The sequence below is a fragment of the Indibacter alkaliphilus LW1 genome (assembly GCF_000295935.2).
GTDB classification, from domain to species: Bacteria; Bacteroidota; Bacteroidia; order Cytophagales; family Cyclobacteriaceae; genus Indibacter; species Indibacter alkaliphilus.
Map to the genome: position 1 here is coordinate 203,113 of NZ_ALWO02000052.1, position 23,727 is coordinate 226,839.

At 38.4% G+C, this 23,727-nt stretch carries 23 protein-coding genes and 1 tRNA gene; 14 read left to right on the forward strand and 10 right to left on the reverse strand.

What is annotated here, in order from left to right; translation table 11 throughout:
• The first annotated feature begins 120 nt into the window (after positions 1-120).
• From A33Q_RS19195 to A33Q_RS19205, 3 genes are all read left to right on the forward strand, one after another.
• Complete coding sequence (locus tag A33Q_RS19195) at positions 121-1,059, forward strand: OmpA family protein (protein WP_009033051.1); 939 nt, start codon at positions 121-123, stop codon at positions 1,057-1,059.
• A gap of 7 nt (positions 1,060-1,066) precedes the next feature.
• Complete coding sequence (locus A33Q_RS19200) at positions 1,067-2,602, forward strand: phosphatase PAP2 family protein (RefSeq protein WP_235062820.1); 1,536 nt, start codon at positions 1,067-1,069, stop codon at positions 2,600-2,602.
• A gap of 101 nt (positions 2,603-2,703) precedes the next feature.
• Positions 2,704-3,813 (forward strand): hypothetical protein, encoded by a 1,110-nt coding sequence (locus A33Q_RS19205; RefSeq protein ID WP_009033049.1) that lies wholly within the window; start codon positions 2,704-2,706, stop codon positions 3,811-3,813.
• A 36-nt stretch (positions 3,814-3,849) separates the two neighbouring features.
• Here A33Q_RS19205 and A33Q_RS19210 read toward each other — a convergent pair whose 3' ends face one another.
• Entirely contained in the window at positions 3,850-5,481 is a 1,632-nt protein-coding gene (locus A33Q_RS19210; RefSeq protein ID WP_009033048.1) for a carbon starvation CstA family protein, read from the reverse strand.
• A gap of 270 nt (positions 5,482-5,751) precedes the next feature.
• Between A33Q_RS19210 and accD the strand changes: the two genes are divergently transcribed.
• The 7 genes from accD (at position 5,752) to A33Q_RS19245 (ending at position 12,426) form a co-directional block, all read left to right on the forward strand.
• Complete coding sequence (gene accD / locus A33Q_RS19215; RefSeq protein ID WP_009033047.1) at positions 5,752-6,594, forward strand: acetyl-CoA carboxylase, carboxyltransferase subunit beta; 843 nt, start codon at positions 5,752-5,754, stop codon at positions 6,592-6,594.
• Positions 6,595-6,732: 138 nt separating this feature from the next.
• Positions 6,733-8,031, forward strand: a complete 1,299-nt coding sequence (nqrF, locus tag A33Q_RS19220) for an NADH:ubiquinone reductase (Na(+)-transporting) subunit F (RefSeq protein ID WP_009033046.1) — start codon at positions 6,733-6,735, stop codon at positions 8,029-8,031.
• Positions 8,032-8,116: 85 nt separating this feature from the next.
• Complete coding sequence (locus A33Q_RS19225) at positions 8,117-9,268, forward strand: formimidoylglutamase (RefSeq protein WP_009033045.1); 1,152 nt, start codon at positions 8,117-8,119, stop codon at positions 9,266-9,268.
• Positions 9,269-9,499 carry a cytochrome b5 domain-containing protein gene (locus A33Q_RS19230; protein WP_009033044.1) on the forward strand — a complete coding sequence of 77 codons (231 nt, stop codon included), beginning with the start codon at positions 9,269-9,271 and terminating at the stop codon, positions 9,497-9,499.
• Position 9,500: 1 nt separating this feature from the next.
• A complete protein-coding gene (locus A33Q_RS19235; RefSeq protein WP_009033043.1) occupies positions 9,501-10,343 on the forward strand; it encodes a hypothetical protein in 843 nt (280 codons plus the stop codon).
• Positions 10,340-11,146: an N-acetylmuramic acid 6-phosphate etherase gene (gene murQ, locus A33Q_RS19240; protein ID WP_009033042.1), complete on the forward strand. Its 807-nt coding sequence runs from the start codon at positions 10,340-10,342 to the stop codon at positions 11,144-11,146. The genes A33Q_RS19235 and murQ overlap by 4 nt, the downstream gene beginning before the upstream one ends.
• Positions 11,147-11,247: 101 nt before the next feature.
• Entirely contained in the window at positions 11,248-12,426 is a 1,179-nt protein-coding gene (locus A33Q_RS19245; RefSeq protein ID WP_009033041.1) for a pseudouridine synthase, read from the forward strand.
• Between the two features lie 79 nt (positions 12,427-12,505).
• On the opposite strand, the gene A33Q_RS21695 is transcribed toward A33Q_RS19245, so the two are convergent.
• From A33Q_RS21695 to A33Q_RS19285, 8 genes are all read right to left on the reverse strand, one after another.
• A complete protein-coding gene (locus A33Q_RS21695) occupies positions 12,506-13,093 on the reverse strand; it encodes a hypothetical protein (RefSeq protein WP_152527438.1) in 588 nt (195 codons plus the stop codon).
• A 381-nt stretch (positions 13,094-13,474) separates the two neighbouring features.
• On the reverse strand, positions 13,475-14,065 hold the full coding sequence (locus A33Q_RS19255; protein ID WP_009033039.1) for a hypothetical protein: 591 nt from the start codon (positions 14,063-14,065) through the stop codon (positions 13,475-13,477).
• Positions 14,066-14,486: 421 nt separating this feature from the next.
• On the reverse strand, positions 14,487-14,972 hold the full coding sequence (locus tag A33Q_RS19260; protein ID WP_009033038.1) for a DUF4252 domain-containing protein: 486 nt from the start codon (positions 14,970-14,972) through the stop codon (positions 14,487-14,489).
• Positions 14,973-14,980: 8 nt separating this feature from the next.
• The gene (locus A33Q_RS19265; RefSeq protein WP_009033037.1) at positions 14,981-15,511 is read right to left on the reverse strand and encodes a hypothetical protein; all 531 of its coding nucleotides are present in this window, start codon (positions 15,509-15,511) and stop codon (positions 14,981-14,983) included.
• Between the two features lie 240 nt (positions 15,512-15,751).
• On the reverse strand, positions 15,752-16,273 hold the full coding sequence (locus tag A33Q_RS19270) for a DUF4252 domain-containing protein (RefSeq protein ID WP_009033036.1): 522 nt from the start codon (positions 16,271-16,273) through the stop codon (positions 15,752-15,754).
• Between the two features lie 125 nt (positions 16,274-16,398).
• Positions 16,399-16,830 (reverse strand): hypothetical protein, encoded by a 432-nt coding sequence (locus A33Q_RS19275; RefSeq protein WP_009033035.1) that lies wholly within the window; start codon positions 16,828-16,830, stop codon positions 16,399-16,401.
• Positions 16,820-17,314, reverse strand: a complete 495-nt coding sequence (locus A33Q_RS19280; RefSeq protein WP_009033034.1) for an RNA polymerase sigma factor — start codon at positions 17,312-17,314, stop codon at positions 16,820-16,822. Before A33Q_RS19280 ends, A33Q_RS19275 begins: the two co-directional genes overlap by 11 nt.
• Positions 17,315-17,520: 206 nt before the next feature.
• Positions 17,521-17,593: transfer RNA gene (locus tag A33Q_RS19285), tRNA-Phe, on the reverse strand.
• A gap of 105 nt (positions 17,594-17,698) precedes the next feature.
• On the opposite strand from A33Q_RS19285, the gene A33Q_RS19290 reads away from it, so the two are divergent.
• From A33Q_RS19290 to A33Q_RS19305, 4 genes are all read left to right on the forward strand, one after another.
• Positions 17,699-19,033, forward strand: coding sequence for a 4Fe-4S dicluster domain-containing protein (locus tag A33Q_RS19290; RefSeq protein WP_009033033.1), 1,335 nt, complete (start codon positions 17,699-17,701; stop codon positions 19,031-19,033).
• 83 nt (positions 19,034-19,116) lie between these two features.
• Positions 19,117-19,908: a (Fe-S)-binding protein gene (locus A33Q_RS19295; protein WP_040490716.1), complete on the forward strand. Its 792-nt coding sequence runs from the start codon at positions 19,117-19,119 to the stop codon at positions 19,906-19,908.
• 516 nt (positions 19,909-20,424) lie between these two features.
• Positions 20,425-20,916, forward strand: a complete 492-nt coding sequence (locus A33Q_RS19300) for a hypothetical protein (RefSeq protein WP_009033031.1) — start codon at positions 20,425-20,427, stop codon at positions 20,914-20,916.
• Positions 20,917-20,971: 55 nt separating this feature from the next.
• Positions 20,972-22,900 (forward strand): OmpA family protein, encoded by a 1,929-nt coding sequence (locus A33Q_RS19305; RefSeq protein WP_009033030.1) that lies wholly within the window; start codon positions 20,972-20,974, stop codon positions 22,898-22,900.
• Between the two features lie 102 nt (positions 22,901-23,002).
• Here A33Q_RS19305 and A33Q_RS19310 read toward each other — a convergent pair whose 3' ends face one another.
• On the reverse strand, positions 23,003-23,605 hold the full coding sequence (locus tag A33Q_RS19310; protein WP_009033029.1) for a DUF2179 domain-containing protein: 603 nt from the start codon (positions 23,603-23,605) through the stop codon (positions 23,003-23,005).
• Positions 23,606-23,727 lie beyond the last annotated feature (122 nt).

Sequence of the window (23,727 nt, forward strand, 5' to 3'; positions counted from 1 at the left end):
GTAGTGAGTAAGGTTTCGTGGATCCCTTACTATGGGATAATTGTATTTGTGTAGTTCTTCTTTGGATACAAATACAAATTGGAATTAACCAAAAATTACATCAAACCAAATCTATCAAAAATGAAAAATCTGATTTATGCATCAGGGCTAGCTGTCCTCTTGCAGTTTATTTATATCGCTCCATCCCAGGGGCAATTGCCATTTGATGAAATTATGATGTCAAATGGGGAAGTTTGTGCAGCCCTTATGTTTGAGCACGGCACTTGGAACAGGTATTGGGAGGGGAGTTTTCTTAGAGAGAATGCCAATATCGGGACACTTACCAGACAACTGATCATGCCATACGTGGCTGTTGGTATTGGTAATCATGTGAATTTTATGGCAAGTATTCCTTATGTCCGTACCGAGGCCTCAGGCGGAACTCAAGCTGGGCAGGAAGGGATTCAGGATCTCAGCCTTTCCTTAAAAGTAAAATGGTTGGAAAAACGGGCCGGAGGAGGGAATTTTTCTTTTCTCACCAATACCAATTTCAATACTCCTGTAGGTCCATACCTGTCCGATTACATGCCATTCAGTATTGGAGCAGGAGCACCTGAGGTTGGCATGCGCGGAATTGTCAGTTATAGGACAGATTTTGGACTCGTTGCCAGAACTTCAATGGCCTATCTATGGAGAGGGCAGACCCAAATAGAAAGAGATTATTATTACGAAAATGGTAGTGTATACTCCTCTTTTATGAATGTCCCTAATGCAGTGAATTTTCATGCAGCATTGGCTTACTGGCTACTTGATGACCAATTAAGTATAGAAGCCACCTTTCAAAGTCTCAACTGCCTGACCGGTGATGATATCAGGTCTTACAATAGACCACAGCCTACCAATAAAATGGATTTTGCCCAAGTAGGTACCTGGATTCAATACTATATTAAAGGGCGTCAAGGCTTAGGCACAATTGCTTATGTAAATCACACCGTTAGCGGCAGAAACATGGGGAAATTTACCACCGTCGGATTGGGGCTGACTTATCAGTTCCAGGCATTCAACAAATCTTCCAACTGATATGAAAATGAAATTTACTAATAATATATATATCATCATTTTACTTTGGTTTACTTCCGCTTGTTTGGAAGAAACACCGAGGTTTTTAGAATTCGAAAATTACGAATTTGAGGAATTAGATGTAAATGGTGGTAACTGGAAAACCATATTGGTCAGTAATGTAGACCAAATTGAGGTGCCTGCACCAAAGCCTGTCACAAGCAGCGAATATGTGCAAGAGCTTGAAGCTATGAGGCAAAAAATGAACAGTCAGACAGCTGCTGAAAGAGATGCAGTTAGGTATTGGACCAACAACCCAATTCTTCGATGGAATGAAATTGCACTGGAAATGGCTGCAAAATACAACCTGATACCAGGCCCAAATCCTGATGGTACTTATACCCTTCCCAATCCGGCTAATCCGGATGGTCCGCCTGCTTTCCCTTTTGCCCACCCTCCTTATACCAGTAGGATGCTTGCATACCTAAGTGTAGCCCAATATGATGCCTTGGTAATTGCTTGGAAGCATAAGTTTCAGCACAATAGGACATCGCCTTATTGGGTGGATTGCAGTATAAATCCTGCATACCCCAAAAGCCAATTGCCCTCTTACCCATCCGACGGTGCTGCTGTAGCGATGGTATCCAAAGAAGTTTTAAAAATGATGTTTCCATTGGAACATACTTTTATAGATCAAAAATATGAGGAACATATATCCAGTTTAGAGAATGCGGGAATAAATGTGAAAAGTGATATTGATGCGGGGGTTTTGATCGGGAATGAAATTATGAGTTTCGCCAGACAAAGAGCCTCTACAGATGGAATGGCAAGAGCACAGACGCCTAAGCCTGTGTCAGATTCAATTGCCAATGCGGCTTATGAAAGATTTGGATGGAAATGGCAAAATATGGAAACCCCTCAAAGGCCGGTTGGTCTTACGCCTCTTTTCGGTAAAGTCAGGATGTGGCATATATCTAATGTTGAGGAGGTTAGATCAGTCCCTCCTCCGGCCCCAGGTTCAGCGCAATTTGAAAAAGATGTGAATGAGTTGAAGAAATATGCTGCTCATATGACTTTGGATCAAAGAAGGATTGCTAATTGGTGGGAAGATGGGATTGGCTCTTATACGCCTCCGGGCCACTGGAATAAGTTTGCCAAAGAATCAATAGTAAAGAATAGGCTGAACCCTTTACGGTCGGCTAGGGTATTTGCCTACATGAATACTGCAATTATGGATGCGGGAGTGGCCTGTTGGGATACAAAATACTATTACCATTACCCTAGACCTGTGGAAACAATTCCTGCTTTCAAGACTATTCTCGGAACTCCAAACTTCCCTGCTTATACTTCGGGCCACAGTACTTTCTCTGCTGCTGCCGCAGAAGTGCTTTCGTATTTTTTTCCTGGAGATTCAAATCAATTTAGAATTTGGTCAGAAGAAGCTGCCGTGTCAAGAATTTATGGTGGAATTCACTATAGGTTTGATGCTGAGGTAGGAATTGAACAGGGGAAGAAAGTTGGGAGCTATGCTATTGTCAAAGCAAAAAATGATGGCGCTGACTAAATGAATGCTTACTTCTCCATAACAGTGGTGGGATAGGTATGGTAGGAAACATTTCTAGCTAATACACAAAATCATTCACCAACAATTTAATTATAAAAACAATGAAAAATATTAAATTTTATATACCTATATTATTAATTACACTGGTTTGGGTAAATGATTCCTTAGGCCAGGGCTGTGTAGCCATCCGTCAATTTTCAGGTATTGGAAATGCGGTAGGGCAAGGCAACATTCTGGAAAAAGGGGAATGGAACATTTCTGTCAATTATCGTTATTTTAAGTCTTTCAGGCATTTTAGAGGTACTCATGAAGAGCCAGATAGAATTGCGAATAATACTGAAGTTATAAATTGGACTCATGGGATGGATATCAATATAAGTTATGCCCTTTCTGAAAGGACTTTTTTACTGGCATCCATTCCTTTTGCTTACAACGAAAGGAGCTCTCTCTATGAGCATGGGAGAACGTCAAGACATATGACTTACTCAGGTGGAATGACAGATATTATCCTAGGTGGTGGATATTGGATTTTTTCCGGTGAGCGATCCCCTAAGGGAAATGTCGCGTTAGGGGGAGGAATTAAGCTCCCTACAGGGAATTACCGTTCTACAAGCACATTTTACAATGTAGGCTCCGAAGGACAATCTGAGGTTAGACCTGTAGATCAGTCTATTCAATTAGGAGATGGCGGATTCGGTTTTGTGCTCAATACTCAGGGAATATGGAATTTTGGAAAAAGCACTTTTCTGTATTATGATGGGTTTTACCTCTTCAACCCCAGAAATACCAATGGTGTGCAGACATTCAGACGAAGGGCTAGCGAAGCAGTCATGAGCGTTCCTGACCAATATGCACTCAGGTCAGGAATATTTAAGCCGGTTGGAAGTGGTCATGGGCTTGGGCTGAGTTTGGGTGGTAGATTGGAAGGAATTCCTGTTAGGGATATCCTTGGACAAAGTGAAGGGTTTAGAAGACCGGGCTACATCGTGTCCGTTGAACCTGGGGCCAGTTACATGCTAGGGGATTTAACAATAGGAGTAAATGTGCCGATAGCTTTGATAAGGAATAGGACAAGGAGTCTTACAGACAAAATTGAGTCCACACCTGATAATTATGTACATGGCGATGCCGCTTTTGCAGATTATCTGATCAATTTGAATTTGGCTTGGAGGATTACCAGAAAGGCAGAGACGCCTTTCAATACCTTTTAATTGCTCTAATAGTCCGACAGTTCAACTGTCGGACTATTATACCTTGATGCTGTCATTTACTTCTTTTTTCAAGCTTTTTGAAGCAAGTATTATAAGAGCAATGGAGAGGATAAACAGCAGTGCTGCAATGACTGAAAGTATGTAGGTTTCACTTTTGTAATTATTCCAAGCAAATAACCCCAATGATGTTAAAGTGACTGTAAACATAAAAAACATCGGGATGGTGATAAAAGTAGCATTGACATTTTTCCTTATCAGCCAAACAGCTACTGTCAAGAGTGCCAAAGCTGCCAACAATTGATTTGCAGAGCCGAAGATTGGCCATAAAGTACTGAAACCACCGGAAGCCAGTAACAAGACTGAAAGTACAACCACTACTGTAGTAGAGATATATCGGTTTTTTGAAAGGGTAGTTCCTACCGGGTTTTTTACATCTTCAAAATATTCCTGAAGCGTGAATCTGGCCAATCTTGTACAAGTATCCAAGGTAGTCAATGCAAATGCGGAAACAGTCAGTGCTACAAAACCAACCGCAAAATTCTCAGAAACTCCCAAGCTTGAAATCATTCCACCAAGTCCACTTGCAAAAAGAGGAACAGGACCTTCACCTCCAAGTCTTTCAAGATATTCAGTTCTACTCAGTACAATTACGGCACCGACTGAGATGATAGCAAGAAAAGATTCAATCAGCATGCCTCCAAAACCAACTATTTTGGCGTCACTTTCTTTATCCAATTGTTTAGAAGTAGTGCCTGAAGCTACAAGAGAGTGAAATCCACTGATGGCACCGCAGGCTATAGTGACAAACAAAACAGGAAACAGATAACCCAAATTGTCTGCACTGATATGAATCTCATTCTCCATTTTGATTTCAGGATTTGCTACAAAAACCCCGATGACAGCAGAAATAATGAGTCCATAGAGCAAAAAGCTGTTCAAGTAATCTCTTGGCTGTAAAAGCATGGATATCGGAGTGACTGAGGCAATAAAAGCATAAGCTAACAGAATATAGACCCAGCTCTGATAGTCCAGATCAAAGGGCATTTGCATACCCAAATAGACAAAATAGTACATGAGACCAATTCCAATTATTGAAATAATGACAAAAGCTGTTTTACTGCTTCCTATAAATCTATTGACAAGCCCAAAAGCTATTGCTAGTAGAATAAAAAGTATGGACGCAGATGCCACGCCGGCATTGCTGACAAAAGTTTTGGCAATGATATCGGCAAATACACCAATAATCAAAATTAATGTGGAGAAGCTGAAGATTATAAAAAGCTGTTTTCCCTTCTGACCTATATTGTTTTGAATAATGACACCAATAGACTTTCCCTTGTTTCTCAAGCTTGCAGCCATACTCCCAAGATCGTGTACTGCACCAAAGAATATTCCTCCGACCAAAATCCAAATTACAGCAGGTATCCAACCAAAAGTAACTGCGATAATTGGACCCACAATGGGACCTGCCCCTGCTATGGAAGCAAAATGATGCCCTAATACTACGATTGGTTTGCTGGGAATATAGTCTACTCCATCCTTGTATTCATGGGAAGGAGCCCTTCTTTTGTCGGAAAGGCCAAATTTTTGGTACACATATTTTCCATATGTAAAATAGGCAATCAACAAAATGATTCCGGAAGAAACCAAGAGTAAAGCAAGGGTCATAACTGTATTTTTGAATCAAACCTGAATTTGAGGGAAATTGCCTGAATTACAAACCAAAATTCCACTATTGTAAAATTATTCCGTAGAAAGACTTGGTTTGTTGTAGAAAACAGAATGCCCAATTTCATGTTTTATCTTGTGATAAGATGAATTCCACTCTGATATCACATTTTCCACCAATGTAAGTTAGGTGCTTAAATTTTATTTAACGGAGAATACGTATAAATTTGTAGTCCCTGAAACAATAGTTTCGGTTTAAAACATTCTAATATGGCTTGGTTTAAAAGAACAGATAAAGGTATCAAAACCGCAACGGAGGAGAAAAAAGACACACCTGACGGTCTTTGGTTCAAAACTCCCAAAGGGAATATTATCCATACCCGGGAATTGAAAAACAATTCATTTGTTTGTCCGGATGATGATTACCATGTTAAAATAGGTTCCAAAGAATATTTTGAGATACTTTTTGATGGGAATAATTTCAAAGAGCTTGATAAAAATATGAAATCAGGCGATCCATTGAAGTTTGTAGATTCCAAACCATACAATGCTCGCATAGAAGCTACCATTCAAAAAACAGAACTCAATGATGCCGTGAGAACTGGAGTTGGAAAAATGAACGGGTTTGACATCGTCATCTCTTGTATGGATTTTAATTTTATTGGCGGATCTATGGGCTCTGTTGTAGGTGAAAAGATTGCCAGGGCTATAGATTATTCATTGAAAAATAAAATTCCATTTTTGATGATATCAAAATCCGGTGGCGCCAGAATGATGGAAGCCGGCTTCAGCTTGATGCAAATGGCCAAAACATCAGCCAAACTTGCTTTGTTAGATAAGGCGGGAATTCCTTACATTTCTCTTTTGACTGATCCAACTACAGGTGGTGTGACAGCATCTTACGCTATGTTAGGAGATTTTAATATCGCAGAACCTGGAGCACTGATAGGTTTTGCCGGACCAAGGGTTATAAGAGAAACCATAGGAAAAGACCTTCCCAAGGGGTTCCAAAGTTCGGAATTTGTGCTTGAACATGGTTTTCTCGATTTTATCATCGATAGAAGGCAGTTGAAAAACAGATTGACAACTTTACTCAAATTACTTAACAATTAAGCGCTCAGTTCGTTATCTGATTAAAATCTAAATGGGTAAAATAAACCAACATTTTACCCAGATTAAATGATTTATAAATATATTTGTGAGCCTAAAAAGGGTTCAAATACTGAAATTTAAAGTAAAAATAAATATTAAATGGGTTCAGTAATTATCACATCGATAGTAGCATTTACAGTGATCTTGTTGCTACTTGTTTTTATCTTGTTGTTTGCCCAGTCTAAGTTAGTTGCTTCTGGAGATGTTCAGATCGTTATCAACAACGAAAAGACCATCACTACTTCAGCAGGATCTACCTTGCTAAGCACCTTGGGAAATAATAAAATTTTCCTTCCGTCAGCATGTGGTGGAGGTGGTACTTGCGCAATGTGTAAGTGTGTCATCGAAGAAGGAGGAGGCGAAGTGCTGCCCACCGAAGAGGGGCACTTGAGCCGTGCAGAAAAGCAATCCCAAGTAAGATTGACCTGCCAGGTAAAGGTGAAGCAGGACATGAAAATCAGAATACCAGATGAAATCTTCGGTATTAAGAAATGGGAATGCGAAGTTGTTTCCAACTATAATGTATCCACCTTTATCAAAGAATTTAAGGTGAAGCTGCCTGAAGGAGAAACATTGGATTTCGAATCAGGAGGCTATATTCAGATAGATGTTCCGCCAATAACAGTCAACTTTAAGGATATGGATATCGCTCCACATCCTGAGTTAGGTCACCCAGATGACGTTTATCAAAGTGATTGGGATAAGTTCGGTCTTTGGGATCTTGTCATGAAAAATGATGAAGAGCTTTTCAGAGCCTACTCCATGGCCAACCACCCTGCAGAAGGTAACATTATCATGTTGACTATCCGTATTGCGACTCCACCTTGGGATAGAGCCAATAACAAGTGGATGGATGTTAATCCTGGTGTTTGTTCTTCTTATGTGTTTGGCAGAAAGCCAGGTGATAAAGTTACAATCTCAGGTCCGTATGGAGAATTCCATATCAACCCTACCCAAAGGGAAATGATCTACATAGGCGGTGGTGCAGGTATGGCTCCATTGAGATCCCACATTTTCCATTTGTTCCACACTGAGAAAACAGACAGGAAAGTATCCTATTGGTATGGCGGTAGATCTAAAAAAGAATTATTCTACGTGCCTCATTTCAGAGATATTGAAAAGGATTTTCCAAACTTTAAATTTTATATTGGTCTATCTGAGCCTCTTCCAGAAGATAATTGGAAAATCAAAAAATCCTTAGATGACGAAGAAGGTGATGGATATATAGGATTTATTCACCAAGTATTATATGATAACTACTTGAAGGATCATCCGGAGCCAGATGAGGTTGAGTTTTACCTCTGTGGACCTCCATTGATGAACGCTGCTGTTCTGAAGCTGTTGGATGACTTAGGTATACCTGAAGAAAACATCAGATTTGATGACTTCGGAGGTTAATTAAAATTGAAGTCCCGCATTAGCGGGACTTTTTATTTTGCCTCCCATTTTTTTAATTATTTTTGAATGAAGTATCAGCAAATCTATGAATCTAAAGACTTTCTTTGACCCCATTCCTGATTATCTCTTTCATCAGGAATATTCCCACAATTCCTTTTTCAATTACATACATTACTTTGGAGAAGTTTTCCCGGATATCAAAGGAGCACAAATAGCCTTGATTGGCCTAAGGGACAATAGAGGAATGAAAAAGGGAGACACGGTAGAAAGAGCGAGTGCTGAAATCAGGGAAAAACTTTACCATCTTAAAAAAGCTGAGGCACTTTATAAAATTGTTGATTTGGGTGATCTAAAACTTGGCAAATCCAGGGAAGATTCTATTGAGTATATCAAGGCAGTAGGGGAGTTTTTAATGAAAAAACAGATTTTGCCCATTTACTTTGGAGGTACACATGATTTGGATTTTGGGCAGTATCTTTCTTACCAAGGCTTAAAAAAGCTGGTTTCCATGGTGACTGTGGATGCCAAGATTGACATGGAGGAAGAGGGTGATGCAGCTCAAGTCCATTCCCAGGAAATCATTTTGCATCAACCTAATTTTCTGTTTAATTATGGGCATATTGGTTACCAGAGCTTTTTGAATGACAAAGATTTAATCAATGTCATGGAAAAACTCTATTTTGATCATATAAGATTAGGAAGCCTCAAAAATAACCTGAAAGAGGCTGAGCCTATCATCAGAAATGCTGATTTGATGAGTTTTGACGTCAGTGCCATCCAATCTTCTGATGCACCCGGAGCAGTGGATGCCCAGCCTTTTGGCTTAAGTGGGGAAGATGCTTGTCAGATTTTTAGATTTGCAGGGATGAATGAAAAATTGTCCTCCATTGGGGTATATGGTTATCAGCCCTATTATGATGACAATAGAAATAAAACGGCATCTGTAATAGCGACCATGATATGGTACTTTATAGAGGGATTTTATAACCGGAAAGACAGCATGTCCTTCAAGGGAAGCGATTATGTGAAATATACTGTATCTTTGGATAGGAAACCTTCCATTATTGTTTTTTACAAAAGCAAAAGAAGTGAAAAGTGGTGGATGGAAGTGCCTGATTCAGGCTTGGAAAAGTTTGAACGTTCCACAATTATACCTTGCAGCTACAAAGATTATCAAATGGCCCAGACAGGTGAAATTCCGGAACGCTGGATAAATGCCCAATTGAAGCTTTTCTAAATGAAAATGTATACCAAGCAGCAATTGGCTTTGCGTAACGGTCAGGACAAGCCAGAGATTTGGGTGGCATACCAAGGGAAAATATATGATGTTTCCTCTTCCAGATTATGGAAAAATGGTAAACATTATGAGCATTGGGCAGGACAGGATCTTTCCGATGAGTTGCAGGATGCCCCGCACACCTCAAAGGTTTTTAACAAATTTCAAGTCATTGGATTATTGATAAAATAGAATGATTTTAATAGCAGACAGTGGAGCCAGTAAAACAGATTGGAGGGTAATTAATGATAAAGGAGAAATTGCCCAGCACAGAGGGATTGGGTTTAATCCCAATTACCAGACAGCTGCCGAAATGTCAAGTGAGCTGCAGGATGATTTTTTACTGGACCTAAGGTCAGATGTTGAGACCATCTATTATTACGGTGCTGGCTGTACTTCTCCGAAAAATCGCCAACAAGTTGAAAATGCTTTAAGAAGCTTATTTAAACATGCGGATATCAATATCGACCATGACCTCATGGCCGCTGCCCGTGCTACTTGTGGACATGATGCTGGAATTGCCTGTATTTTGGGGACAGGGTCTAACAGTTGTGATTATGACGGTGATATCATCATCGACAAGAGACCTGCGCCGGGATATATTTTAGGGGATGAAGGAGGTGGAGCTTATATTGGAAGGAAGTTTTTGGCAGATTTTATTCATGAAGAAATGCCCAAAAAACTTAGGGAAAAAGTCCTTGATACTTTTAAGCTGGACAATCAGGTGATCATAGAAAATGTCTACCAAAGACCCTTTCCCGGAAGATATATGGCAAGCTTTTGCAGATTTATTACTGAAAATAAAAGCGAACCATATTGCTATATGCTGTACTACAATGCTTTTCAGGAGTTTTTCAAAAAGCACATTATGAAATATGATGATTATAAAAAAAAGCCTGTGAATTTTGTGGGTTCGATTGCTTTTTACAACAGTGATGTTCTCAGAAATGCGGCTTTTGACTCAGATATTCAGGTTAATATGATTATTGAAGGTCCTATTGCAGGATTGACACTATACCATCAAAATAGACTATGAGTACTACAGAAAGCACTTCCCTTTATGACAATTTAGAGCAAATGGACATCAGGTCCCTATTGGAAAACATCAATAGAGAAGACCAAAAGGTTGCATTTGCGGTGGAAAAAGAAATTCCGTCTATTGATGCTTTGATCAGCCAAATTGTACCAAGAATGTCCAAAGGTGGCAGGCTTTTTTACATTGGTGCAGGCACCAGTGGTCGGCTTGGGATATTGGATGCTTCTGAGTGTCCTCCCACCTATGGAGTTCCTTTTGATTGGGTTGTGGGGATAATAGCAGGTGGAGATGCTGCCATCAGGAAAGCTGTTGAAAATGCCGAAGACGACCCTTTGCAGGCTTGGAAGGACATCATGGAATTTGGCTTCAATGAAAATGATACTGTGATCGGTATAGCTGCATCTGGAACCACCCCATATGTAATCGGAGGGGTCAAAGCTGCTAGAGAGGCAGGACTTTTGACAGGATGCATCACCTGTAACAATGGTTCACCATTAGCAGAGGCTGTGGAATACCCTATTCAGGTAGTTGTAGGTCCTGAATTTGTCACAGGTAGTACAAGAATGAAATCCGGTACAGCCCAAAAGCTTGTGTTGAACATGATATCAACTACTACAATGATCAAATTAGGCAGAGTAAAAGGAAATAAGATGGTAGACATGCAGCTTTCCAATGAAAAGCTGGTAAAAAGAGGAACAAGAATGATAATGGAAACGACAGGATTGGATGAAAAGACCGCTTTCGATCTATTGATGAATCATGGTTCTGTGAGAGCAGCTGTCGAGTCATTTTACAAGAAGTGATTTTAATACATTTACTTTTTGTACCTTTGCTTCCCATTTGAAATCAGGGACTTAACCTGACGGAAAAAATTACAATAATCCAGCAGAGATGCTGCAACAAAATGAAGAAAGATAATAGGAAAGATTCAGAAGCCAGAAAAAACAAGGGCACTGAACAAAGATCCAAGGATGGTAAAAGAGAGTTTTCCAAGACATCCGGAAAAAGAGAAAGTATACCGAATAGACCACAAGAAACGGGCTATGGGGATGCTAAGAAAAAATCCTTTGGAAAGGATGATTTCAAAAAGAAAAAGGACTTCAGTACAGAGGGGAAGTTTGCACCAAAAAAACATGATTCTGACAAGAAATCTCGACTAGAAAAAGAAGGGGACTCAGAAGATTTTAGAAATGTCTACAAAGGAAGAGGCAGAAATCAAAAGCCTATTTTTGAAAAGGTCCATAAATCAGAACTTGAAAATCAGAACAGACCGAAGAAGAAATTCAAGAATCCATTTACTCATGAAAAAGTTGAGGAGGTCCCAAAATATAATTTTGAAAAAGTAGAGAAACATCAGGGAAAACAGTCTCCTTCTGATGAGATCAGATTGAATAAATACATTGCGAACTCTGGGGTATGCTCCCGAAGGGAAGCTGACAACTTGATCGAGCAGGGATTTGTCAAGGTAAATGGTGAAACTGTCCTAGAAATGGGATATAAAGTAAAAAGATCAGATCACGTCACCTATAAGGGTAAAGTGTTGAATCCCGAAAAACCTATTTACATCCTCCTCAATAAACCTAAGGACTTCATTACGACAACGGATGATCCTATGGAAAGAAAAACAGTCATGAGTCTTATTGACAATGCCTGTGAGGAAAGGGTATTCCCTGTAGGGAGGCTTGACAGAAATACGACAGGTCTATTGTTGTTTACCAACGATGGTGAGTTGGCAGCCAAACTTTCTCACCCTTCCAATAAGATCAAAAAAATCTACCAGGTCACGCTGGATAAGCCGCTGACCAATAATGATGAGAAGGTAATTTTGGAAGGCCTAAGCCTAGAGGACGGCCCTGTAACAGTAGATGACATGCAGGTACTTTCCAAAGACAGGACTATTCTAGGTCTTGAGATCCACGTTGGAAGAAATAGGATTGTAAGGAGGATATTTGCCCATTTGGGTTATGAAGTGACTGCTCTTGACAGGGTAATGTATGCCGGATTGGATAAAAAAGATCTGGGCAGAGGCAGATATAGATTTCTTCAGGAAAAAGAAGTGGTTAGGTTGAAATATTTTTCCTAAAGTACTTTTAAGGTAAATAGAAAAAGGCCAGCTGTTGAGTAGCTGGCCTTTTTGTTTTTTGAGCTGATTATTTGGTTTTCTATTTGATTTTGTATCTGGTTTGATATCCGTCATTGGATTGAATAGCGATTTCGAGCTCAGCCATTGGGCTGACTCCTTTCAGTCGATAAACTCTTTCAAGTGCAGCTGTATCAAAAATCCTTTCCTCATGAATTTGCTTCCCATCTTCAAATGCAGTAATCGTCAGGCCTGTTGGGTTTAGAGCATTGAATTTAAGGTTGAGTCTATTACCAGTCAGTATTTCAAATTCAGAATATGCTATAGGCCGAGGAGTTTCTTTTTTCTCAAATTTGAAAGGTATTCTTTTAGCATCCTGACCACGTTCGATTATCTCAAAGATATATTCCCCAGGCTCTAAAGAAGAAAAGTCATAATATTTAGCAAATGAGTTTTTCTTCAGCAGTCTTTGTGAATTCATTAGCCTTTGATTGGAATCATAAACATTTACAAAAACAGGATTCTGAGGAATGGTCTTATACCGGAATAAAGCCTTGCCATCTTCAACTGCTTTCAGAGAAACTACTGGGCTTTTGGGCCCTTCATTTATAGCTTTAGTTGTTGAAAATGTAGCCATCAGAATAAGGGTAACAACAAATAAATTTTTCATGGCAATCAATGTTTGGTTTCGGATATCTTTGACGAATTTCAATTATTGAGGTTTTTATAAGTTTGGGTATGGCATTAAAAATAAATGGATTAGGAGGGGAATTGCCAAATTAAAAATGCTTATTGTTTAAAATGGTATTGATGGAGATAAAGAGATTTGAAAAAATAAATAGCGGTTAAATAAATTTTTAAAAGTATAAAAACACGATAAATTGGAAATATATAATTGAAAATTATTATCAACGATTAAGAAAGAATTATAAACTTAATTTATATATCAAATAAAAAAATAAAGGAGTCATCATATAGACTCCTTTATTTATCAATGTGTTCAGACACAAGTTTTCAAAAATTCAAAACTTGTTTTGAGGTGCTTGTTTTATTATTTGGCAGCCATCAGTTTTCTGAAACCATCCTGTGATTTTACAATAAATTCAACATTTGGATTAGAGCTGAATCTTGAGAAGGTGTAAAGTTTCTGAAAGCCATTTACATTGTCTACGACTTCTTCGTGAACCAATTGACCATTTTCAAAGATCATGATTGAAAGATCTGTTGGCAAGAGTGAATTGACAAGCAACTTGAATTTATTGTTGCTTATTTTTTCCACTTTAGAGTATATAACCGGCTCGTAAGAATTGCTTCTTAGATCCAATTCAAACGTTTCTACTACTTCACTGTTTTCAATTACCTCGATATTGTATTTTGCTGGAGACAAAAGAGAAAAGTCATAATATTTTGCAAATGCTTCTCTTTTGAAGATCCTGTCTTTTTGCACCAAAGTATGGTTTTGATCATAGATTTTTACTGTGATGGTACCATTTGGGATTAAACCATAAAGCAATTGAACTTTGCTGTCATCCACTTTTCTAAGGGATACCGGAGACTTCACTGGAGTCTCATCACCATTTGTTCCTGCGAATGTACTTGTAGAAATACCTAACGCGACAATTAATGCAATTAACGTTTTCATAATAGTAAGTATTTAATAGGTTTAGAATATTTAATCTTTCGATTTACCTTCTTTTCGGATTTTCCGAATATCAAATAATTGAAGGCAGGTTATTGTGGGGGAATGTCGATTCTCGATATATCAACAGTACAAATGTAAAATATGTTTCAATAAATTACAAATTAAGCAACGAAATACATGTTTTATTGTTAAAAACATAAAAAATATTCATGATAATTATTGATAATTAAATCAATAAAATTTTTCCGCAATCGGTGACGCCTGTAATCATAATGTATTTTATCGCTTTCAAACAAAATAATATTTTTTTAAATAAAAAAATTTAATAATAAATGAAACAATCGATTGCGAATATCCAAATTATAAAAATAAAAAAGTGATCCCTGTCAAAGGACCACTTTCTGGTGAGGATTTTGAATGTTTATTTAGTGATGTTTCCTATGTCGGTCAGCGCTTCAGCTTCAAATTTCCCCAATAATTCCAGTACTATGAGCTCATTTTTATCATCACGGACCAGAACTACTATATCACTTATGATTTTATTACCTTTTGTATAGACCTGAATACCATTTTTCTTTTCCTGCATTTCTAGGGTAAGGTCAAAGTTTTCTTTTTCCAGTCCTTTCTTTAATTCGTTGTATTCCTTCTTCGCTGTTTCGGAGTTTACTGGGAGCTTATACATTTTAAGTCTTTCCATGGAGTTAGCAATGGCTTCTTGCTTTCCATGGTCAAGCTGAATGTTGAATCCTCTGGCAAAATTCATAAAGCTACCTCCAATATCCAGGTGAATGAAGTTTTCGTTCCCTTTATATTTTTGATACATGGCGTCAACAGATTTGCTTTGGGCAAAGCTGTATTGTCCAACGAGCAACAATAAGGCTGTGAATAAAATTATGTACTTTTTCATAGTCTGAGTTATTTATTTAATATGTTTTCTAATTGAAATTGTAGCCTGTCTTTTGCCTTGGTTTTTGGCTTGTATTTGAAATAGAGGAGTTCATACTTTTCTTTGCTGCTTGCTAAAAAATATACTTCTTCTTGCTCTTTGTCTCCATTTGAAAACATGAAAAAGATATCTTCTCCATCTGTTTGCTCAAAAACAGGTTTGAATTCGTCAGAAATAGATTTTTCTAAGGTTTCTGCAAGAATTTTTCCTGAAACTTGGTCCTTAAAATAAATAGCTGATACCATTTCCTCAAAATTCTTAAAATCAATGGCGAGTTCTGACTTGTTCTGATCGTTGAAAGCAAGCCTGTAGGTGGCATTCATTTCAGACATCTTCATTCCCTTTTTTAAATCATTCTCTTCCCAAGGCCAAAGAAGTTTTGACTCTACAGGTGTTTCCAGCCTTTTATTGATTTCTTCATAAGGGTCGGATTGTGCAAAGCCATTTTGAAGAATCAATGCCAAAATGGTTACCGTAAATACTATATAATTTCGTTTCATTGCTGTAAAGTTTTAAGCACTTTAAATATTAATATGATAATCTTTTTTTTCTCCGATAGATGTATTTGAACAAAATTGAACATTTCAATAGAATGGATATCAATAAATGCTTAGTGTCAATTAGTCTTTAATTGGGTAGGGTTGTTTTGTGTTTGTTTACTTCTAAAATTCTGTGTCCAAATCTTTCAGAAATATTTCAAACTATAATCTTTTCCTCCATCATCTTTCAAACCTTATCCTTTACTTCCCTTTATTGTATTTATCCATACCTGGGATATTCGTCTTATCGGCCAGAATGTTGAGGTCTTGATAACTGAAGTCACCCAGCATACTCAGTAGCGTAAAGCTTTCCTTGGATCCACTGATCATGATCAATTCTTTGACTTTACCTTTTTCTTCCCTGACCATAAACTTGATGTTTGAACCCTTGTCAGCGACATCCATCAAATCCTCATAAAGATTTTTATTTAGGGTGCTCATAGCTTCATAGTAGAGGTTATTTCCGCTTACCTTTTCGGCACTGAGTATTCTTATTCCTTTTACTCTTGAGATGAGCTCTCCCATTTTCTGGGCTTCTTCATCCTTGTTGTCAGTTGATTTAAGAAAACCTCCTGCCATCTGCATCATCTTCGGGCTTATATACACCCTGGAGAAATTATCGTCCTCCATATACTTGGAAAAGAATTTTACAATTGCATCATCTTGAGCCTGTAGGCTTGAGATGATGAAACAAAGTAGAATTGCGCTGATGTATTTTTTCATCTGTTTATTGTTTTTCTTTCGTGGATACATTTTTCTCTTCCATAAAACTATCAGGACGGGAAGAATCTTTTATTTTCCCCTTGCTAAGGGACCAAAGCTGACCGTTTCATGTAGGGTCTATTTCATTAATATTTTGGATCGTCGATATTGAACATTTCATGTGTTGTATTTAGGTATTTCAAATCCTCCATGGCTTCGAATTGAGCCGTTCCTTTTTGCAAATTATCCTGTATAAGTATGAAGGCCTGCATCACCTCTTCGTAGGCTTTTCTTTCTTGGTAAGATTGATAAGAATTATAGGAAACCCAGCTTGAAATAAATAGAATGGCTAATGCTGCAGCATATCTAAGCCAGTTTTTCCATGGGTCCAATGATTTAGGAGCAGGAGTGATGGCTTTGGCAGAAGCTTTCGACAACTTATCCAAACCCAAGAAAAAGGATTTCTCTTGTTCCCTGCCTTCCTCCTGGAGTAAGAGTTTTCTCATCAGGCGTTCTTCCTCTAGGCTGCTGTTACCTTCCCAATATTTATTTAGAAGCTCATTTAGTTTATCGTTCATTATAATTGGCTTTTGTAAGGAATTCCCGTAAAGATTTTCTGCTTCGGTGTAAATTGACTTTTACTTGATCCAGTGAGATTTCCATATATTCAGAAATTTCCTCATATGTCAATCCTTCAACTTCCCTCAAGTGAAACACTTCCTTTTGTTTTTCCGGGAGGGTTTGTAAGAACTTAAAGACCATTTTAATCTGAATGTCAGCATCTCCCTCATCCTCCTTTGCTTCCGATTCAAGGTCCATGCCTTCTATTTTTTCAAATTTCTTATTGTTGCGAAACTCTTGAAGGCTTTCATTTTTTAAAGTTCGAACCATCCATCCTTTCGGATTTTCCATTTTCTGAAGCTCATCTTTTCTTATCCAAGCTTTTTCAAAAACACTTTGCAATACATCCTGAGCCGTATCCCTGTCTTTCAGCCAGAGGTAGGCCATTCTGTAAAGTTGGTTTTTGAGCGATAGTATATGTGCTTCAAAAAATGTTTTCATTCAAGTAGATGATGCATGAGCTTTTGAAATGTTACAGCAATTTGAGAAAAAAATAGAAATTAGATTGATTTTAAATTGCCGTGCAAAATAGTATGCATGCCTACTATTTATTATTTTGCATCAAATAATCATTGAAATGAATATGGAATCTGTAAATAAAATCAGCAGGGTACAAATAAAAAAAGTCCCGATTGTCTCGGGACTTGTGGTGATGAGTGGATTCGAACCACCGACTCACGGATTTTCAGTCCGATGCTCTACCAACTGAGCTACATCACCTGACCGTTTTAAAGTGATGCAAAGGTAGATATTTGTATCTTTGATGCAAATCATTTCTATAAAAAAATCATATAAACCCATTCTATAAACGCTAAATTAAACAATATGAGCATTTTACCTCAGTTGATTTTTCTTCTTGTTTTTGCAGTAGCTGGCTACATTTTGTATAAAAGGGTCAGCTATTTGAGAAGAAATATCTTTCTTGGACACAAGGAAGACCGTAACGATATGAAGGAGCAAAGATGGAAAACCATGGTTTTGGTTGCTTTAGGTCAAAAGAAAATGTTTAAAAGATTGGGCCCTGCATTTTTGCACTTGTTGATTTATGTGGCCTTTATCGTTATCAATCTTGAAGTTCTTGAATTTATTATTGACGGCCTATCCGGGCAACACAGGATTTTTGCACCTTTCTTGGGAGGTGTTTATGCCGTGGCTATGAATATTTTTGAGTTTTTGGCCATTGCTGTACTGGTGTCTTGTTTTGCTTTCTTGATAAGGAGAAATATTATGAAGGTAGACCGTCTAGCCATGAAAGAGCTTAAAGGTTGGCCTGCTTTGGATGCTAACCTTATTCTGATCATTGAAATTGTATTGATGTTTGCCATTTTGACCATGAATGCGACAGATCAGATATTGGCGGAAAGAGGAGTTGACAAATATCTTGCTGTAGAAGGGCTTTTCTTTAGCGGACTTATCCAACCCTTATTCCAGGGAATGTCAGAAGGTGCCTTGATATTCCTTGAGCGATTTGCCTGGTGGTTTCATATTGTAGGTATTTTGGCTTTTGCTATTTACGTGACTTATTCTAAGCACCTACATATATTCCTTGCTTTCCCTAACACGTGGTATTCGAACTTGCAGCCAAAAGGTGAAATGAAAAATATGTCTGAAGTGACCAATGAAGTAAATATGATGCTTGGAATTCAAACTGAAACTTCCAATGATCCGCCTGCTGAGATTGGAAGGTTTGGAGCCAAGGACGTCAATGATCTTTCTTGGGTCAATATCATGAATGCCTACAGTTGTACCGAATGTGGTAGATGTACTGCTGAATGCCCAGCCAATATCACAGGGAAAAAGCTTTCTCCCAGAAAAATTATGATGGATGTGAGAGATCGGGCTGAGGAAGTAGGTAAAAGCATCGATTCAGGTGGGCCGGGCTTAGAAGATGGTAAGTCGCTTCTAGGGGATTATACCACCAAGGAAGAGATCAATGCCTGTACTTCCTGCAATGCCTGTGTGGAAGCTTGCCCAGTCAATATCGACCCATTATCTATCATTCTTCAAATGAGAAGATACGTGGCCATGGAAGAGTCAGGAAGCCCCGCCCAGTGGAATGCAATGTTCCAGAATATGGAGACCTCATTTTCTCCTTGGAAATTTGCTCCTACCGACAGATTCAACTGGGCAGATCAGTTGAAAAACGAAGAAGCGAAATAAGAAGCAAGAGACAAGATATAAGACGCAAGAAGGAAGGGCTTCTTACATCTGAAATCAAAAATCTACAATCTAAAATCCAAATCATGTCAACATATAAAGTTCCAACTATGGCCGAGATGGCCGCTTCCGGCGAAAGCCCAGAAATACTTTTTTGGGTGGGTTGCGCCGGTTCTTTTGATGATCGATACAAAGCCGTTACTCAGGCTTTTGTAAAAATATTGAACAAAGTAGGTGTGAGCTTCGCTGTGCTTGGACCAGAGGAGGCTTGTACAGGTGATCCTGCAAGAAGGGCTGGCAATGAGTTTTTGTTCCAAATGCAAGCTGTGGCCAATATTCAAGTGATGAATGGCTACAATGTCAAGAAGGTAGTCACAGCCTGTCCACATTGCTTCAACACCATCAAGAATGAATATCCAGCCCTAGGTGGTGAGTATGAAGTGATTCATCATTCTCAATTTCTACAGCAACTGATCAATGAGGGTAAAGTAGCGCTCAAAGGTGGTGGAGAGTTCAAAGGAAAGAAAATCACTTTCCATGATTCCTGTTACCTTGGACGCGCAAATGATGTTTATGAAGCGCCGAGAGAGGTGATCAAGGCTTTAGACGTGGAATTGGTGGAAATGAAGCGTTGTCGAACCAAAGGTCTTTGCTGTGGAGCAGGTGGTGCACAGATGTTCAAAGAACCTGAAGAAGGGAAGAAGGATATCAATATAGAGCGAACTGAAGAGGCGCTTTCCACAGGAGCTTCTGCTATAGCTGTAGGTTGCCCATTTTGCTTGACCATGATGTCTGATGGAGTCAAAAACAAAGAAAGGGAGCATGATGTCAAAGTCTATGACTTGGCAGAGATGATTGCTAAGGATATGGGGATATAAGTGGGTTGGTATTGTTAAAGCTTTCCGATGAACTCTGTCATTTAGTCCATTATCGATACAGGAGGAAATGATATTTATGGATTTTGGTTACTTGTTGATATTCGCTGAGGATGTAAATGATGATCCTTTACGGCAGTTTTAATTGGTAAATTAGATTAAAATGAGCGTATTATTTTTGAATGTATAAGACCTGCCAGGTTTCCAAAACCTGGCAGGTTTTTTAATTAGCATTTGTTTTAAAAAAATAGGGTTCAAAATCCCCAAATGCCCTGACATTGTTACAAGATTTGCTCAAAATTGCCTTTACTTTGTTACAAAAATCTGGTTAATTACTCTGACTTTGTTACAAGAAATCGGAAAAAATGCCTTGACTTTATGACAATGATGGTAATTATGCTGATCAATTTCTTGATTAGAGTTTGAAATTACATACCCAATATCAAATTTCTCCGTTAAGAAAAAGAACTTAAACAAGGTGAAAGTCCTTATTTTGAAGAATAATAAAATAGTCTAAATATGTATTTGGAATTTGAAAGCATGCCTGCTCACGCACGCATCTGGGTATATCAAGCAGATAGGAAATTTAAGCAAGAGGAGTTGGTTTGGGTCAAAGAAAGACTTGCCGCTTTTTGTGAACAATGGAATACCCATGGTGCGCTGATGCCCACATCTTTTACCATTAAATTTGATCAGGTAATCATCCTTTCCGTAGATGAAAGTCAGCTTGGAGCTAGTGGTTGCTCTATCGATAGTTCAGTAAGAACGCTACGGGAAATTGAAGAAAAGTTTGGCGTGAATCTTCTTGACCAGGGAAAAGTTGGATTCTTGGAATCTGAAGACAACTTATCAGTCAATTCCGTCTTCGGGATTAAGGAGAGTGTTAATTCGGGTGTTATTAACTCAGAAACCAAAGTGTTAAACCCTCTTGTAAAAGAAAAGGGCGATTTGCATGACAAGTGGTTGATCGAAGCAAAAGAAAGCTGGTTAAACAAATACTTTAGGAATTAATTATAATAATTATCCTATATTTAAAACTTTGAGAAAATTTATTTGAAGAATACACATGAAGCAGTCTGCTTTATTTCTGGGTTTGATAATTCTGCTTTTTGGATCATGCACAAGTCTGTTTCAAAAAGGCCAAAATCAGTTTATGGCTGGGGATTATCAATTATCTATCAATACATTCTCAAGGGTTTTAGAAGATGACCCTGACAATAAAGAGGCGAATTTTTATGTTGCAGAAAGCTACAGGCTCTCCAATAGAATTGAAAAATCTCAGGCTTATTACGAGAAGTTGGTTCAGGAAGAAGAGACTTTCGAATCTTATTTCAGATTGGGACAGAGCTTAAAAAGTCAGGGAAAATATGAGGAGGCTGAAGAGGCTTTCACTAAGGCTAAAGACCTCACTTTAAACGATAATTTTCAGAGACAAGTCCAAATGGAGTTGGCAAGTATTCAAAAAGTTGATGAAATAGAGGACTACTTCCCCTACATGGAAGTTGAAAATTATAACCTTCTAAACACCTCAGGGTCTGACTACGCTCCTGTATTCAGTGAAGGGTTTATTTATTTTACTAGTAGTAGGACAGGTTCTGGCATATACCCGGCTACAGGAGTGCCGTATACAAAAATTTACAGAGCAAGGGCTGATGGAATCAAGGTTGATGTCCAAAATGTTCAGGAAATGCCCGAATTCAGAAATGAAGATGGATTAAATCAAGGTGCCATTGCCATCAGTCCGGATGGCAATACGCTGATTTATGCACGTGGAAACTCTAGATCCAATAAAGATCTGCCCGAAGTTCATTTGTTTGCGAGTTATTTTAGAGGAGGTGGATTCACACAACCTATATGGATGCCTGTTAATGAAGACGAGTTTTGGTTTAATTCCACCCCGGCATTCAGTCCGGATGGAAATGAACTTTATTTTACTTCCAATCGCGATGGAGGAAGAGGAGGACTTGATCTTTATAAAGCTACTAAACTGGCCAATGGGGATTTCGGAAACGCTGTCAACCTAGGGTCACAGATCAATACACCTGGAAATGAAATGTTTCCTTATGTAGCTCCGGATGGGAAACTTTTTTTTGCATCAGATGGACATCCAGGGTTTGGGAAGCTCGATATTTTCGTGGCTGAGAAAACAGATTCCGGTTGGGAAGTGAAAAATTTAGGACCTAATATCAATACGGTGGCAGATGATTTTGGGATATTTTTCACCAAATATCCAACTGAAGGTTTTCTATCTTCAAACAGAGAAGGAGGTGCTGGAGATGATGATATCTATTTCTTTGAGGATAAAACACCTAAACCTAAGATTGTCAACGTGCTGTTGAATGTTGTTACCAAACAGAAAAACGATGATGGCTCTGAGGTAGTTTTACCTCAAACACGTGTCGCACTTTATGATCAAAATAATAAAAATATTGGAGGGGATTTCTCCAGTCAAAGTGGTCGCTTGAGGTTTACATTGACTCCAAATCAAGAATTCTCCTTGATTGCATCTAAAACTGGGTTTTTCACAAAAACTGTAAATTATAGCACTATTGGAAAAACTCCCAACCCTGAAGATTTGATCGAGGAGGTTACAAATGTAGTTTTGGATACCACAATTGTTTTGGAGCCATTAATTTTGGAACGCTCCATTGTGCTTGATAATATTTACTATGATTTGGATAAAGCCGATATCCGCCCTGATGCTGCGGAGGAACTAGATAAGCTTGTGCAGATACTCAAAGATAATCCATCGATCAGAATTGAGCTCAGCTCTCATACAGATGCAAGAGCAACAGATTCCTATAACGATGCCCTGTCACAACGAAGAGCAGAATCTGCAGTGGCATACATCGTTTCTCAAGGAATTGATCCGGATAGGTTAGTTCCTAAAGGCTATGGTAAGCGCCAGTTGATCATTGAAAATGCTCAAACTGAAGAAGAGCATCAGGTCAACAGAAGAACTGAGTTTAAAGTGATTGAGCTTCTTGATCGATGAGCTGATCAATTTCTTCTATAAGTCTAAAATCAGAAAGCCCTTGGAATATGAAATTCAAAGGGCTTTCTGATTTTTTATCCTATAAATCTGATGATAAATGTTTCATTTTCTCAGCCTGCTCCAGACTTTAGTTGTGAACCTTGGACGATCTTCCATTGCGCTGAAATCATCTTCGCTGACTCTCTTTACACTTTCAATGGTATAGAATGCTTTATCATTGAGCCCTTTGACTTTGGCTACATATTCTTTGAGATCCTCTCTTTTCATGACAGTGAAAAGCAAGTTTACCTTTCCATACCGACCTTCTGCTCCTACACTGGTAAACCTAAAGTTTTTGTCCTTCATATACTCTATGAGATCAGGCATGGGAGCAGGAGTAATAACCCTTACCAGGACTCTTCCCAAAGCTAGCTTCTCTTCGATAGTCATGCCTACAAAGGTTCCCATAGCAAATCCACCTGCATATGCAATGTAGGACATAGGGTTATTGATATTTTGAAAAATCTGACCAATAGCTAAAAGCCATATCAAAGCTTCGAAAAAGCCTAAAATCGGTGCTATTTTCTTTTTTCCATTCAGAACAAACATAATCCTCAGGGTATTGATGGAGACATCAATTACTCTAGCCATAAAAATCAGCAATGGCATGATCACATAATTAAATAGCTCGGGAGGAATTCCAAAATTCAGAAAATAATCTTGCATAGTGGGACAAATTTATACAAATATGCGGTGTGCAAATACTATTCCGAAAGCAAACCAAATTTCCTTCTGAAGTATTATTTTTCAGAATGAAGGGGTATATCCTTAATTCACTTAATCGAAAC

Bases quoted from the DNA above. Each gene is read 5' to 3' on its own strand.
- A33Q_RS19195 (WP_009033051.1), top strand. From the start codon at position 121: ATGAAAAATCTGATTTATGCATCAGGGCTAGCTGTCCTCTTGCAGTTT.
- A33Q_RS19200 (WP_235062820.1), top strand. From the start codon at position 1,067: ATGAAATTTACTAATAATATATATATCATCATTTTACTTTGGTTTACT.
- A33Q_RS19205 (WP_009033049.1), top strand. From the start codon at position 2,704: ATGAAAAATATTAAATTTTATATACCTATATTATTAATTACACTGGTT.
- A33Q_RS19210 (WP_009033048.1), bottom strand. From the start codon at position 5,481: ATGACCCTTGCTTTACTCTTGGTTTCTTCCGGAATCATTTTGTTGATT.
- accD (WP_009033047.1), top strand. From the start codon at position 5,752: ATGGCTTGGTTTAAAAGAACAGATAAAGGTATCAAAACCGCAACGGAG.
- nqrF (WP_009033046.1), top strand. From the start codon at position 6,733: ATGGGTTCAGTAATTATCACATCGATAGTAGCATTTACAGTGATCTTG.
- A33Q_RS19225 (WP_009033045.1), top strand. From the start codon at position 8,117: ATGAATCTAAAGACTTTCTTTGACCCCATTCCTGATTATCTCTTTCAT.
- A33Q_RS19230 (WP_009033044.1), top strand. From the start codon at position 9,269: ATGAAAATGTATACCAAGCAGCAATTGGCTTTGCGTAACGGTCAGGAC.
- A33Q_RS19235 (WP_009033043.1), top strand. From the start codon at position 9,501: ATGATTTTAATAGCAGACAGTGGAGCCAGTAAAACAGATTGGAGGGTA.
- murQ (WP_009033042.1), top strand. From the start codon at position 10,340: ATGAGTACTACAGAAAGCACTTCCCTTTATGACAATTTAGAGCAAATG.
- A33Q_RS19245 (WP_009033041.1), top strand. From the start codon at position 11,248: ATGAAGAAAGATAATAGGAAAGATTCAGAAGCCAGAAAAAACAAGGGC.
- A33Q_RS21695 (WP_152527438.1), bottom strand. From the start codon at position 13,093: ATGAAAAATTTATTTGTTGTTACCCTTATTCTGATGGCTACATTTTCA.
- A33Q_RS19255 (WP_009033039.1), bottom strand. From the start codon at position 14,065: ATGAAAACGTTAATTGCATTAATTGTCGCGTTAGGTATTTCTACAAGT.
- A33Q_RS19260 (WP_009033038.1), bottom strand. From the start codon at position 14,972: ATGAAAAAGTACATAATTTTATTCACAGCCTTATTGTTGCTCGTTGGA.
- A33Q_RS19265 (WP_009033037.1), bottom strand. From the start codon at position 15,511: ATGAAACGAAATTATATAGTATTTACGGTAACCATTTTGGCATTGATT.
- A33Q_RS19270 (WP_009033036.1), bottom strand. From the start codon at position 16,273: ATGAAAAAATACATCAGCGCAATTCTACTTTGTTTCATCATCTCAAGC.
- A33Q_RS19275 (WP_009033035.1), bottom strand. From the start codon at position 16,830: ATGAACGATAAACTAAATGAGCTTCTAAATAAATATTGGGAAGGTAAC.
- A33Q_RS19280 (WP_009033034.1), bottom strand. From the start codon at position 17,314: ATGAAAACATTTTTTGAAGCACATATACTATCGCTCAAAAACCAACTT.
- A33Q_RS19290 (WP_009033033.1), top strand. From the start codon at position 17,699: ATGAGCATTTTACCTCAGTTGATTTTTCTTCTTGTTTTTGCAGTAGCT.
- A33Q_RS19295 (WP_040490716.1), top strand. From the start codon at position 19,117: ATGTCAACATATAAAGTTCCAACTATGGCCGAGATGGCCGCTTCCGGC.
- A33Q_RS19300 (WP_009033031.1), top strand. From the start codon at position 20,425: ATGTATTTGGAATTTGAAAGCATGCCTGCTCACGCACGCATCTGGGTA.
- A33Q_RS19305 (WP_009033030.1), top strand. From the start codon at position 20,972: ATGAAGCAGTCTGCTTTATTTCTGGGTTTGATAATTCTGCTTTTTGGA.
- A33Q_RS19310 (WP_009033029.1), bottom strand. From the start codon at position 23,605: ATGCAAGATTATTTTCTGAATTTTGGAATTCCTCCCGAGCTATTTAAT.